This is a genomic window from Desulfovibrio cuneatus DSM 11391, assembly GCF_000430005.1.
Classification (GTDB): domain Bacteria; phylum Desulfobacterota; class Desulfovibrionia; order Desulfovibrionales; family Desulfovibrionaceae; genus Frigididesulfovibrio; species Frigididesulfovibrio cuneatus.
On the sequence record NZ_AUCY01000017.1, the window covers coordinates 20,947 to 33,172 of the forward strand.

General features: G+C 50.6%; 23 protein-coding genes. 1 reads left to right on the plus strand and 22 read right to left on the minus strand.

The features are described from left to right. Positions 1 to 3: 3 nt before the first annotated feature. The 22 genes from rplO to sat all read right to left on the minus strand — a co-directional run bounded on the left by rplO (position 4) and on the right by sat (position 11,009). Entirely contained in the window at positions 4 to 453 is a 450-nt protein-coding gene (gene rplO / locus G497_RS0104850; RefSeq protein WP_027187308.1) for a 50S ribosomal protein L15, read from the minus strand. Further along, on the minus strand, positions 453 to 623 hold the full coding sequence (gene rpmD, locus G497_RS0104855) for a 50S ribosomal protein L30 (RefSeq protein WP_027187309.1): 171 nt from the start codon (positions 621 to 623) through the stop codon (positions 453 to 455). Before rpmD ends, rplO begins: the two co-directional genes overlap by 1 nt. Before the next feature lie 45 nt (positions 624 to 668). Continuing rightward, positions 669 to 1,160, minus strand: coding sequence for a 30S ribosomal protein S5 (rpsE, locus tag G497_RS0104860; protein WP_027187310.1), 492 nt, complete (start codon positions 1,158 to 1,160; stop codon positions 669 to 671). Positions 1,161 to 1,177: 17 nt separating this feature from the next. Next, a complete protein-coding gene (rplR, locus tag G497_RS0104865; protein ID WP_027187311.1) occupies positions 1,178 to 1,540 on the minus strand; it encodes a 50S ribosomal protein L18 in 363 nt (120 codons plus the stop codon). Positions 1,541 to 1,551: 11 nt separating this feature from the next. Further along, positions 1,552 to 2,091, minus strand: a complete 540-nt coding sequence (rplF, locus tag G497_RS0104870; protein ID WP_027187312.1) for a 50S ribosomal protein L6 — start codon at positions 2,089 to 2,091, stop codon at positions 1,552 to 1,554. Between the two features lie 9 nt (positions 2,092 to 2,100). Next, a complete protein-coding gene (rpsH, locus tag G497_RS0104875) occupies positions 2,101 to 2,481 on the minus strand; it encodes a 30S ribosomal protein S8 (protein ID WP_027187313.1) in 381 nt (126 codons plus the stop codon). A 21-nt stretch (positions 2,482 to 2,502) separates the two neighbouring features. After that, entirely contained in the window at positions 2,503 to 2,688 is a 186-nt protein-coding gene (locus G497_RS19770; protein ID WP_084515992.1) for a type Z 30S ribosomal protein S14, read from the minus strand. 12 nt (positions 2,689 to 2,700) lie between these two features. Further along, positions 2,701 to 3,240: a 50S ribosomal protein L5 gene (gene rplE / locus G497_RS0104880; RefSeq protein ID WP_027187314.1), complete on the minus strand. Its 540-nt coding sequence runs from the start codon at positions 3,238 to 3,240 to the stop codon at positions 2,701 to 2,703. Beyond that, the gene (gene rplX, locus G497_RS0104885) at positions 3,237 to 3,602 is read right to left on the minus strand and encodes a 50S ribosomal protein L24 (RefSeq protein WP_027187315.1); all 366 of its coding nucleotides are present in this window, start codon (positions 3,600 to 3,602) and stop codon (positions 3,237 to 3,239) included. The genes rplE and rplX overlap by 4 nt, the downstream gene beginning before the upstream one ends. 10 nt (positions 3,603 to 3,612) lie before the next feature. After that, positions 3,613 to 3,981: a 50S ribosomal protein L14 gene (gene rplN / locus G497_RS0104890; protein ID WP_027187316.1), complete on the minus strand. Its 369-nt coding sequence runs from the start codon at positions 3,979 to 3,981 to the stop codon at positions 3,613 to 3,615. Between the two features lie 9 nt (positions 3,982 to 3,990). After that, on the minus strand, positions 3,991 to 4,257 hold the full coding sequence (gene rpsQ / locus G497_RS0104895) for a 30S ribosomal protein S17 (RefSeq protein ID WP_027187317.1): 267 nt from the start codon (positions 4,255 to 4,257) through the stop codon (positions 3,991 to 3,993). A gap of 2 nt (positions 4,258 to 4,259) precedes the next feature. Then, complete coding sequence (rpmC, locus tag G497_RS20550) at positions 4,260 to 4,478, minus strand: 50S ribosomal protein L29 (protein ID WP_439328859.1); 219 nt, start codon at positions 4,476 to 4,478, stop codon at positions 4,260 to 4,262. Positions 4,479 to 4,608: 130 nt separating this feature from the next. Then, positions 4,609 to 5,022 carry a 50S ribosomal protein L16 gene (gene rplP / locus G497_RS0104905; RefSeq protein ID WP_027187319.1) on the minus strand — a complete coding sequence of 138 codons (414 nt, stop codon included), beginning with the start codon at positions 5,020 to 5,022 and terminating at the stop codon, positions 4,609 to 4,611. Then, a complete protein-coding gene (rpsC, locus tag G497_RS0104910) occupies positions 5,022 to 5,663 on the minus strand; it encodes a 30S ribosomal protein S3 (protein ID WP_027187320.1) in 642 nt (213 codons plus the stop codon). Before rpsC ends, rplP begins: the two co-directional genes overlap by 1 nt. 8 nt (positions 5,664 to 5,671) lie before the next feature. Next, positions 5,672 to 6,019, minus strand: coding sequence for a 50S ribosomal protein L22 (gene rplV / locus G497_RS0104915; protein ID WP_156907945.1), 348 nt, complete (start codon positions 6,017 to 6,019; stop codon positions 5,672 to 5,674). A gap of 71 nt (positions 6,020 to 6,090) precedes the next feature. After that, positions 6,091 to 6,372: a 30S ribosomal protein S19 gene (rpsS, locus tag G497_RS0104920; RefSeq protein WP_027187322.1), complete on the minus strand. Its 282-nt coding sequence runs from the start codon at positions 6,370 to 6,372 to the stop codon at positions 6,091 to 6,093. 14 nt (positions 6,373 to 6,386) lie between these two features. Further along, on the minus strand, positions 6,387 to 7,211 hold the full coding sequence (rplB, locus tag G497_RS0104925; protein WP_027187323.1) for a 50S ribosomal protein L2: 825 nt from the start codon (positions 7,209 to 7,211) through the stop codon (positions 6,387 to 6,389). A 3-nt stretch (positions 7,212 to 7,214) separates the two neighbouring features. Beyond that, a complete protein-coding gene (gene rplW, locus G497_RS0104930) occupies positions 7,215 to 7,514 on the minus strand; it encodes a 50S ribosomal protein L23 (RefSeq protein WP_027187324.1) in 300 nt (99 codons plus the stop codon). Between the two features lie 11 nt (positions 7,515 to 7,525). Next, entirely contained in the window at positions 7,526 to 8,149 is a 624-nt protein-coding gene (gene rplD, locus G497_RS0104935; RefSeq protein ID WP_027187325.1) for a 50S ribosomal protein L4, read from the minus strand. Between the two features lie 15 nt (positions 8,150 to 8,164). After that, positions 8,165 to 8,794, minus strand: a complete 630-nt coding sequence (rplC, locus tag G497_RS0104940; RefSeq protein WP_027187326.1) for a 50S ribosomal protein L3 — start codon at positions 8,792 to 8,794, stop codon at positions 8,165 to 8,167. A 10-nt stretch (positions 8,795 to 8,804) separates the two neighbouring features. Continuing rightward, complete coding sequence (gene rpsJ / locus G497_RS0104945; protein WP_027187327.1) at positions 8,805 to 9,122, minus strand: 30S ribosomal protein S10; 318 nt, start codon at positions 9,120 to 9,122, stop codon at positions 8,805 to 8,807. 609 nt (positions 9,123 to 9,731) lie between these two features. Beyond that, positions 9,732 to 11,009, minus strand: coding sequence for a sulfate adenylyltransferase (gene sat / locus G497_RS0104950; protein ID WP_027187328.1), 1,278 nt, complete (start codon positions 11,007 to 11,009; stop codon positions 9,732 to 9,734). A gap of 621 nt (positions 11,010 to 11,630) precedes the next feature. Between sat and G497_RS0104955 the strand changes: the two genes are divergently transcribed. Next, entirely contained in the window at positions 11,631 to 12,107 is a 477-nt protein-coding gene (locus G497_RS0104955) for a MarR family winged helix-turn-helix transcriptional regulator (RefSeq protein WP_027187329.1), read from the plus strand. Positions 12,108 to 12,226 lie beyond the last annotated feature (119 nt).

The following is a 12,226-nucleotide window of genomic DNA, read 5'->3' on the forward strand; positions in this document are numbered from 1 at the left end:
GGCTTAGCCTTCCAATGCGCTGGCTGCGCCGCCTGCTTTTTCAAGCTTTTCACGTGCCTGGGCGCTGAACTTGTGAGCTTCCACCTTCAGGGCGCGGGTTACTTCCCCATCGCCAAGAATTTTTACGGGGGAACCGTTCACAGCAAGGCCGCGGCCATAAATGGCTTCAAGGGAGATTTCAGTTTCGCCTTCAAAAGCTTCCAACAAGCGGGAAAGGTTCACCACATTGTAGGTTGTTTTAAAGGGGTAGTTTTTAAAGCCGCGTTTAGGAAGACGGCGCTGAAGGGGCATTTGGCCGCCTTCAAAGCCTGCTGGCACACCGCCGCCGGAGCGAGCGTTTTGCCCTTTGTTCCCTTTACCCGCTGTACAACCAAGACCGGAGCCAGAGCCACGGCCAACGCGTTTACGAGTTTTACGCTGCTCTGGGAAGGGGAATAAGTTATGCAGTAACATTATTGTACCACCTCCACCATGTGCTTTACTTTTTCAATCGCACCACGAAGGGCGGGACCATCTTGGAATTCTCTCACCGCATTGATCTTTCTCAGCCCAAGCCCATCCAGCACAGCGCGCTGTTTGGGTTTGGAGCCAATACGGCTACGGATCAGTTTTATTTTAATCATCTGAATGCACCTTTGGTTGACCGGAGCCAAGCAATAACCGCTGGCTTACTTCCGGGGGGTGGTAAGCTTTTTGCCGCGCACTTCGCTTACGGATTCTGCACTGCGAAGAGAGGCCAGGCCTTCTACAGCAGCGCGGAGAACGTTGTGCGGGTTGTTGGTGCCAATAGCTTTTGCAAGCACGTCTGAAACACCAACTGCTTCCATAACGGCGCGCACAGGACCGCCAGCGATGATACCAGTACCACGGGAGGCGGGCTTTAACAGCACGCGCCCGGCACCGAAGCGCCCCAGCACTTCATAAGGCAGGGTGCCTTCCACAAGGGGAATTTGCACCATGGACTTGCGGGCGCGCTCTGTGGCTTTACGGAGTGCTTCGGGCACTTCCTGGGCTTTGCCAAGGCCGAACCCAACAGCACCCTTACCGTCGCCAACAACTACAAGAGCTGAAAAGCTGAAACGACGGCCGCCTTTTACCACTTTTGCCACACGATTGAGGGAAACTATTTTCTCAATCAAGCCAGATTCGTTAAGTTCCATGAAACTACCTGCTGCCGTTAAAATTCAAGGCCGGACTCACGAGCGCCGTCGGCCACTGCCTTGACACGCCCATGGTAGATGTAGCCGTTACGGTCAAATACAACGCTGGAGATGTTCTTTTCTTTCGCCAAACGTGCAATTTCCTGGCCCACCAGGGCAGCACCAGTTTTGTTGCAACGGGCTGTCTGGCCATTTTTTACCAGACTGAGAGTGGAAGTAGCTACCAGCGTAGCGCCTTGTGCGTCGTCTACTATGGCGGCGTACAGGTGCATGTTGGAACGATACACTACCAGTCGGGGGCGCACAGCGCTGCCCGTGATCTTTTTGCGAATGCGAACCTTACGGCGCTTTCTAGCTTCTTCTTTGGTAAACGTTGCCATATGCTTCCTGCCTACTTCTTACCGCCAGATTTGCCGACCTTGCGGCGAACCTGCTCGTTTTCATAACGAATACCCTTGCCTTTGTAGGGCTCGGGCTTCCGCAAGCGACGGATCCGGGCAGCGATTTCGCCGACCAGTTCTTTATCAACACCGCTCAGGGTCAACTTTGTGCCTTCTGCCTTGGCTTCGATGCCTTGGGGCAGCTCCATCAATACTGGGTGGGAAAAACCCAGGGCCATTTCAAGGGTGTTCCCTTTCACAGCCACTTTGTAACCCACACCGATAACATCCAGGGTTTTTTTGAACCCTTCCGTTACGCCAAGCACGCAGTTGGCAAGCAGGGTGCGGCGCAAGCCGTGCTGTGCGCGTGTTTCCTGCTCGTCATTCTTGCGGGTAATGGTTATTTCTGCTGTTTCAAAAGCGTACTCAAGGCATGAAGCTGCGGGTGTGCCGATGCTTCCCTTGGGGCCTTTGACATTGATCATGCCATCAACAACGTTAACTTCTACACCTTTCGGTACAGAGATCGGTTTTTTGCCAATACGGGACATAGTACCACCCTACCAGATCGTGCAAAGAAGTTCGCCGCCCACCTTGCGCTCTGCTGCGGAATTCCCGTCGAGCAGGCCGCTGGAGGTGGAGAGGATGCAAATGCCGAGGCCGTTCTGCACTTTAGGAATATGAGCAGACCCAACGTATACACGTCTTCCGGGCTTGCTTACCTTCTTGAGGCCCGCAATTGCGGGTGTCCCTTTGAAGTATTTCAGTGCCAGGGTGATGGCCCGCTCGTCAACGCGGACATCATCAATATAGCCTTCCTGCTTCAAAATGCTGGCGATTGCCTCTTTCATTTTGGAGCGCGGCACACTTACTTCCTTGTGCAGGGCCATGTGTGCGTTGCGGATACGCGTGAGCATATCTGCAATGGGATCGGTTACCATACGGTTTCTCCTTCGAAATGATTACCAGCTAGATTTGCGTACGCCCGGAAGTTCACCGCGCAGGCTCATATTCCGGAAGCAAATACGGCAAAGTCCAAATTTACGCAGAAAAGCGCGGGGCCGACCGCAAATGGGGCAACGGTTGTAGCCCTGGGTGCTAAACTTCGGCTTACGCTGAGCTTTAACTTTAAGTGATGTGCGTGCCAAGGCGGTTTCTCCTTACTTTCTAAAAGGCATGCCCAGGTGTTCCAGGAGCAATTTGCCTTCTTTGTCGGTGGCCGCAGTGGTAACAATAGTAATGTTCAGCCCTTTGGGGTTGTCCATTCTGTCAGCTTCCACGTCCGGGAAAATGGTGTGTTCTTTAATGCCAAGCGTAAAGTTACCACGACCATCAAACCCACGGTCAGAAATACCGCGGAAGTCGCGCACTCGAGGCAGGGCAAAGTTCACCAGCTTGTCCAGGAAGTCCCACATTCTTACGCCACGTAGTGTAACGCGGCAACCAATGGGCATACCTTCACGCAATTTGAAGGCAGCAATGGACTTCTTCGCGCGAGTGACAACAGCTTTCTGGCCTGCAATGGCGGTTAATTCCGCCACTGCTTCTTCCATCAGCTTGTTGTTCTGGGCTGCCTGGCCAAGACCAATATTCAGCGAAATTTTTTCTAGCCCCGGTATTTGCATGGAGGATTTGTAACCAAACTCCGCCTGCAATGCAGATGCTACTTTTTCGCGATAGTGCTTTTCAAGGCGTGTCATTTCTTCTTACCACCCTGCCCGATGATTTCATTGCACTTTTTGCAAAAACGTGCCTTAACCACTTTCGTGTTGCCGTCTTTGCCTTTTTCTTCAACATAGCGGTAACCCACACGCACTGTTTTCAGGCAGTGGGGGCAACACAGGCCTACGTTGGAAATGTCAAGAGGCATTTCTTTTTCAATTCTGCCGCCGGGTTGCTGCAGGTGGGGGTTCGGCTTAGTATGGCGAATAACCATATTGACACCTTCCACCAGCACTCGGTCGTTTTTGCGCAGAATTTTTTTAACGGTGCCTTTCTTGCCTTTATCTTTGCCGGCAAGCACCTCAACCAAATCATTTGTATGGATACGGAATTGTTTCATATCGGGGCTCCTACAATACCTCAGGGGCAAGGGAGACGATTTTCATAAAGTTCTTGGCGCGCAGTTCACGGGCCACAGGCCCGAAAATACGTGTGCCCACCGGTTCGCCTTGCTTGCTCAAAAGCACAGCGGCGTTGGTGTCGAACTTTATGTAGGAACCGTCGGGGCGGCGCAGTTCTTTCACCGTACGTACGATGACTGCGCTCATAACGTCGCCCTTTTTCACTTTGCTGTGGGGCATGGCGTCTTTCACGGAAACGATTATGACATCGCCAACAGAGGCATAACGACGCTTGGAGCCGCCAAGCACCTTGATGCAGGCAACAGTTTTGGCCCCAGAGTTATCAGCCACTTCCAAATGTGATTCTACCTGTATCATGGCTGCTCCTTAGACGGCTTTTTCCACAATGGAAACGAGGTGCCAGCGCTTGTGGCGGCTGAGTGGGCGCGATTCGATGATTTTCACCTTATCGCCAATATTGCACTCGTTTGCAGGGTCGTGGGCCATAAACTTTTTATGGCGACGAATGAACTTTTTCAAAAGGGGGTGTTGCACAAGTGTTTCAACACGCACCACAATTGTCTTATCTGTTTTATTGCTTACAACCGTGCCAGTAAGGGTACGGCCAGCTCTTTTGGTAGCATCTGCAGTCATGTCTAGGCTCCCAGGTCTTTCTGCCCAATCAGGGTGAGAATGCGGGCAATCTGGCGCTTGGTGGCGGGAATAGCCGCAACATTTTGCAGTTGCCCTGTGGCATGCTTGAAGCGCAGGTCGAAAAGTTCCTTGCGCATTTCGGCAAGTTTCCCTTTCAGTGCTGCTACATCAAGACCAGCCAGTTCCGTAACGGCTTTGCCGGATACTTTTTGCTTTTGCAGTTCAGCCTTAATATTAAGAGCTTTTGCTTCGCGGGCAAGTTTTTTTCCGCAGCCCTGCTTTTCAGTCACTTTCAGCACGTTCTTTGAAGAGCGAAAACGCTCCAGGCGGCGAGAGGCACACTTTTTCATGTTAGAGACCCTCCCGAACCACGATATGCGTCTTAATGGGGAGTTTATGGGAAGCTCGTACCAGTGCTTCTTTAGCCAGTTCCAGGGAAACCCCTTTTACTTCATAAAGAATGCGACCAGGCTTTACAGGAGCGTACCAGCCAGCAGGGGAACCTTTACCGGAACCCATCCGCACTTCAAGGGGCTTTGAGGTGAATGGATGGTCGGGGAATATCCGAATCCACACTTTCCCACCGCGCTTGATGTGGCGCATCATAGCGATACGCGCAGCTTCAATTTGCTGGTTAGTAAGTTTGCCATGTTCCATTGCTTTCAAACCGATATCGCCGAAAGCAATTTGTGCACCGCGCAGGGCGGGGCCTTTAAGGCGACCCTTCTGCCATTTGCGGAATTTTATTTTTTTAGGAGAAAGCATTACTGATTCACCTCATTGTCAAGGATTTCACCCTTGAAAATCCACACCTTGACACCGATAATGCCATAGGTGGTCTTTGCCTCTGCATAGCCGTAGTCAATGTCGGCACGCAAGGTTTGCAGGGGCACTCGACCGTCGCGGTACCATTCGGTACGGGCAATTTCAGCACCAGCAAGGCGACCAGAACAGGTAATTTTAATACCTTCAGCACCGAACTTGCGGGCCATGGAAACGGTACGCTTCATTGCGCGGCGGAAAGCCACGCGCCGTTCAAGCTGCTGGGCAATGTTTTCTGCCACAAGCTGAGATTCCGTTTCCGGGCGACGGATTTCGTTTACTTCAATGGCAAATTCACGACCATACTTCTTGCGCAGATCGCCGCGAAGTTTTTCAATTTCCACACCTTTGCGCCCAATAACAATACCGGGGCGAGCAGTGGAAAGGATAAGCCGCACTTTACCGCCAGCCCGTTCAATTTCGATGCGGGCAAGGCCAGATGCAAACAGCAGCTTTTTTACATATTTACGGATGTTGTGGTCTTCAAACACAAAGGCCGGGTATTCTTTTTTACTAAACCAACGGGACTGCCAGTTTTTATTGTACCCGAGCCTGAAGCCGTAGGGATGAACTTTCTGACCCATGAGTTTTCCTACCCCTCAGCGAGGATAACGGTTATATGGCTGGTGCGCTTGATAATCTGCGTTGCGCGGCCTTGGGCACGAGGCATAAACCGCTTCCAGCTCGGACCTTCAGAAACAATGACTTGTTTTACAACAAGCCCGTCCACATCAATACCCGCCTTTTGGTGGGGGTCGTTATTGCTCGCATTGGAAAGTGCGGAATACATCACTTGACGGATGAGACCAGCAGCTTTCTGCGGAGTAAACTGCAAAATATTAAGAGCGTCACCCACTCGCTTGCCCACCACGTTACGAGCCACCAAAGAGGCTTTACGGGGGGAAACACGAACTGCTTTCAGGCTAGCTCTTGGCATCAGCGCAGCCTGGGCTGCTTTAGCCTGGCTTTGCTCTTCACGTTTTCTGGCATTTTTACCCATAACGTTACCCTTTACTTCTTGGCTTTCGTCTTTTTATCGCCAGCATGGCCGAAAAAGACGCGGGTAAAGGAAAATTCACCAAGCTTGTGTCCTACCATATTTTCGGTAACAAACACAGGGATGAATTTTTTCCCGTTGTGCACTGCGAAAGTAAGACCGACCATTTCCGGCACGATAGTGGACCGACGAGACCATGTTTTGATTACACGGCGGTCGTTGCTTTCAACGGCGGTTCCCACTTTCTTCATCAAGTGGTCATCTACAAAAGGACCTTTTTTCAGCGATCTTGGCATTGGTCAACTCCTACCTACTTCCGCCGGTTCACAATAAGCTTGGAAGAAGCTTTTTTCCGGTCACGAGTCTTATACCCCTTAGTGGGCACACCCCAAGGTGTAACAGGGTGGCGACCACCGGAACTACGACCTTCACCACCACCAAGTGGGTGGTCGACCGGGTTCATGGCAACACCACGAACTTTCGGACGACGGCCAAGCCAACGGTTACGCCCTGCTTTACCCAGGGAAATATTTTCATGCTGCACGTTACCAACCTGGCCAACAGAGGCCATGCCCGCAGCAAGCACTTTACGCACTTCGCCAGAAGGCAGACGAAGAAGAACGTATTTGCCTTCTTTTGCAGCTACCTGGGCGTAAGTACCAGCAGAGCGGCAGAACTGGCCACCGCGACCGGGGTACAGTTCAATGTTATGCACCAGTGTACCCACAGGAATGCGGCTAAGGGGCAGCGAGTTGCCGGGTTTAATGTCGGCACCTTCGCCACTCAGCAGCACGTCGCCCACATTAATGCCCACAGGAGCAATGATGTAGCGCTTTTCGCCATCTGCATAACGCAGAAGAGCAATGCGGGAAGTACGGTTAGGGTCGTATTCAATGGTGGCTACTGTGGCAGCCATGTTCATTTTATCACGCTTGAAGTCGATAATACGATACAAGCGTTTGCAACCACCGCCACGACGACGGCTGGTAATACGCCCGTTGTTATTGCGGCCACCCGTTTTGTGCAGCGCTTCAGTAAGGGAGCGCTCGGGCTTATTCGCAGTAATTTCCTCGAAGGACGATACCGACTGGAAGCGGGTACCGGAGGAGGTGGGGTTCAGCTTACGAATGCTCATTGCTTACACTCCCTCGATAAAGTCGAGCTTGCTGCCGGGGGCCAGCGTGACGTAGGCTTTTTTGTAGCCGGAAACAGAGCCAAAAAGGCGCTTGCGTCCACGGCTGAAGATTTTCTTCAGCGGCTTTTTAACCACTACGTTCACAGCGCGAACCTGCACTCCGAATGCTTCTTCCACGGCGGATTTAATCTGTACCTTGTTGGCATCCTTATGGACATAGAACGCCACCTGATTTTGTCCTTCTTTAAGGAAGGAGCCCTTTTCGGTGATAAGGGGCTTGATCAATATTTGTGTGTAGTCCATGACAAGACCTCTTATGCCGTAAGCCGAGCTGTTACTTGCTCGACTACGCTTTCCACCAGAACCAGGTGGTTGTGGTTCAGAATGTCGTACACATTGAGCTGCTCAGGGGTGATTATAGTCACGCCGGGGACGTTACGTGCGGCGAGCATCACCTCGATCATCTCTTCAGGGGCAACCACCAGGGCTTTCTTCAGGCCAAGGGCTTCCTTAACCTTCACAAAATGCTTGGTTTTTGCTTCGGGCAGCGTAATGGTGTTCACCACAATCAGCTGCTCGCCAGCCAGGCGGGCGGAAAGGGCCATTTTAAGGGCCAAGCGCCAAACCTTTTTGTTAACCTTGAAATCATATGTACGGGGTTGGGGGCCAAATATAACGGCACCACCACGCCACAAAGGAGAATTATTGGAACCAGCGCGAGCGCGACCAGTGCCTTTTTGTCTCCAGGGCTTTGCACCGCCCCCTTTCATAAGGGTACGGGTAAGGGTAGCGTGTGTACCACTGCGCCAGGAAGCGCGTTGGGCACGTACCACAAAGTGAAGGATTTCAGGGCGTACCGGAACTTCAAATACTTCCGGATCAAGGGAAAGAGTTCCCGCCGCCGTTTTATTCTGATCGAAAATTGTTACCTCAGCCATGAGCTTCTCACCTCGCTACTGCTTACGCACCATGACAAGGCCATTCTTAGGGCCAGGAACGGCACCTTTGACCAAGATCACGTTATCTTCCGGACGAATGGCGACGACTTCAAGGTTCAGAACAGTAACCTGACGAGCCCCCATGTGACCTGCCATTTTCTTGTTCTTCCAGACTTTGCCAGGTTCGGTGTTGTTACCGATAGAACCACCACTACGGTGCACTTTTTCAGCCCCGTGGGAGGAACAAGCTCCGCTGAAATTCCAACGCTTCATAACGCCCGCAGTACCCTTACCGATGCTTTGTCCGGTAATACGCACGTGGTCGCCAGCAGCGAAAAGAGTGGCGTTCAGCTCATCACCCACATTGCAGGAAGCTGGCCCTTCAAGGCGCACTTCCTGGAGGTTGCGGTAAAGTCCCTTGCCTGCTTTGGCAAAATGCCCAACTAGCGGCTTGGTAATGTGCTTTTCTTTGGCTTCATCCAACGCAATTTGTACTGCGTTGTAGCCGTCCGTTTCTTCTGTTTTAATTTGAATAACAGGGCACGGACCAGCTTTGATAACGGTTACGGCTATTGCGGAACCGTCGCTGCCAAAAATGCGAGTCATGCCGACTTTGCGACCCAAAATTCCCATTTGTTCAGCCATGACTTCCTCTCTACAGCTTGATTTCTACGTCAACGCCGGCAGGCAGGGAAAGCTTGCCAAGGGCATCTACGGTTTGCTGCGTTGGCTCAAGAATGTCCATGAGCCGCTTGTGCACACGCACCTCGAACTGTTCGCGAGATTTTTTGTCCACGTGCACGCTGCGCTGCACAGTGTACTTGTGTACATTGGTTGGCAGCGGAATGGGACCAGCCACGCCTGCACCTGTGTTACGAGCCGTATCAACGATTTCCGAAACGGCTTTATCCAGAATACGGTAATCGTAGGCTTTGAGTTTGATTCTTATACGATCACTACCGACTGTCGTCATCGCTCAGTACTCCGTAAGAATAATAAAAAAAGGCCGGCTCCTTGCGACCAGATTGATGTCGCCTGCTTACCGGCCAAGACCACTTCCTTGCGGAATGGATAACTTTGCAGGTAAAGCAAGAATTTCTTGCCATTGATCTGACACAGCCCTGGAGCATAGGCTGTGTACTGTGTGAGACATTGATTGGGTATCTACTACCTGCAAATGTCAAACCTAATTGGCTTGTGTACAACTAGGCGCAAGAAAGCGGGCTCAACCCGCCTTTGAAAAACACCCCGAAAGGCGCAAACCTCTTGGGAAACGAATAGATACACCCATCGCATAGGGTCGTCAAGGCTTTTTTCGATTTTTAAGTAATCTTTTACTAATTTTCCAAAACATTGCCATTGGGGCTGCCCCACTCGCTCACATAGACTGCGCAACATGGCGTAAAGGCCGTGCCAGCTCCCCCTCACTATTTTTTGGCTCTTATATAATGATACCCTCTCAACTTCACATTGACACACCCTACATGACTTACACATGGCCAGCCGTTCAGCCACCCCCAGCAGGGGCATGAAAAAGGGGTACCCACTGGGCACCCCTTTCAATCATACTATTTTAAACGAATTACATTTTAGCGCCGGAAGCGGCACCCTGCATTTTCACTTCAACCTTTTCAGTCAGGCTGGCATAGTAAGCACGCAGAATCACGAGAACTTCCTCGCGGCCAAAGTGGTCCGGAATTTCGCTGCCATCAGAAAGCATTTTGCGCAGCTTGGTGCCGGAAAGAATGACGCGGTCTTCTTTTTCGTGCGGGCAGGTACGAAGAGAAGCCATGCCGTCACACTTTTTGCAGTAGAATGTCCAGTCAATCTTCAAAGGCTGGCACAGCAGGTCTTTTGCCTTATCGCCTGTTACAGGGATGCGGTCAAAAATATCCTGTGCTTCAAACATACCATAGAAGTCGCCAACGCCTGCGTGGTCACGACCAACAATAAGGCGGTTCATGCCGTAGTTTTGGCGGAACAAGGCGTGCAGCAAGGCTTCACGTGGGCCAGCATAGCGCATATCAAGCGGGTAGCCTGCCTGAATTACGTTTTGCTTAACAAAGTATTTTTCCACCAGGGTGTCAATAGCCTTTACGCGCACTTCTGCAGGAATGTCACCCGGCTTCAGGTTGCCGATAAGGGAGTGGATAACAACGCCATCGCATACTTCAACGGCAATTTTTGCCAAATATTCATGGGAGCGGTGCATGGGGTTACGCAGTTGCAGTGCAGCAACAGTGGCCCAGCCGCGCTTATCCAGCTCGGCACGCAGCTCAGCAGGACGCTTGTACACATCCTTATATTTTTGGGGGTAATCGCCTTCAGAAAGGACCTTTACAGGGCCGGCAAGGCACACTTCTTTTTGTTCCATAACCATTTTCACGCCTGGGTGGTCGGCTTCTGCAATGGTCCAGAACTTGGCGTCGCCAGAATCTTCCCCGGCGCCCTTATAAATCTTTTCGCATTCCCACTTCTTTTCAGCAGCTGTCAGCGAAAATTTTTCTGTCACCTTCATGGTGGCATATACTTCGCCTTTGCGCATCAAAGCAACTTCATCGCCCACTTTTACTGCGTCGGTTTCTGCCTTGCTCGCATCAAGCACAACAGGCACAGGCCAGAAGGTGCCGTCTGCAAGGGTAAATTTGTCGCATACGCTCTTCCAGTCAGCCTTGGTCATGAACCCGTTCAGCGGAGAAAAACCACCGATACCCATCATGATGAGGTCACCCTTTACACGGGCGCTAATTTCCACTTTAGGCAGGCCTGCGGCTTTCTTCAATTCGTCAGCGCGAGCCGAACCTTCAAGCAGACTGCAAACCAGACCTTTGCCACCATGCGGGGGAACAAGTTTGGACATAACGACTCCTCAAGATTTTTTGAGTGACTAAGTGTGCAATAAAACAACAAATATTAATTGCGCTGTTCACGCAGAGTGCACCATGCACAACTCCACTTTGTGAAAAAATATACAAAAAGTCAAGCCCTCAAGTAACTTTTCATAGGAAAAGACAATAAATATTTTGTAAACATACACTATGTATTTAATATACCTATGAAAACAATTCACAAACACATTCATTCAAAACAATCCGACAAGAGCAAGCATACAACATAATTATTTCCAGGCGTTGCGTTTCAGGCGTACAGTGTAGTTTTCCAAAGAGCATCCCCCACAGCCCGCAACTTCTTCCCTTATACCAACTCCGAATATATACATTCATTACTCTACTCCCGAGCCATTGTGCGTTATTTACTTCTGGATTGTAAGCACCCAGTAAGCAATAATGTGCAATGCTTCCCAGCCTTTTCCGTTTCTGTTGCAGGCTAAAATAATTCCAATCACTATAAATAAAAGCACTGCACAAAAAGGTAAAGACTGAAAACCATTGGGAATTGCCAAGTTTAGTGGTATGCTCTATGCAAATGAGACTAAAATGACCAAAGTATCTGTTTTCGTTACTGAGTAAAAGGAATAGGCATGCAAAAAACCACCCTAGATATTATTTATACCATAGAAAAAATTACTAACTACCAGTGGCTTTACAACCTGAGCAAACGCCAATACAACACAGAAGAACGATATTACGAAAGTGAATTGCACGTTCTTTCTCATATTGTGCGGGACAATACCATTACGCTGAAAGACACTGCTTCCCTTCTCTACAAAACAAAAAGCTACATCTCACAAATTGTCAGCGCCCTGGAAACTAAAGAACTGATTGTTAAAAGTCGTTCCGCCACTGATGCCCGCAAAAGCATTTATCGGATTACAGACAAAGGCAGAGCCGTGTACCAGGCCCATATTGATTACGATTCCCGCCAGTCTGAACAGCTTGCTCAAGCCATGCGTGAATTCAGCCCGGAAGAACAAGTTCTCTTCCTACGCCTGTTGCAATGTTACCACGACTTCCAGCTAATCGATTCCAGCACCAATAATAAGGCAAACAGTCGGTAGGTGCCTCCTGCAACACGCGCCACATGAACTCGCCGCATCACGGTGAGCAACGCGAGTTTACACAGTTTCCCTGCCTCTATTCAGCGACCACCTTCAGTCGCCTCTTCTTCCATTCGTCT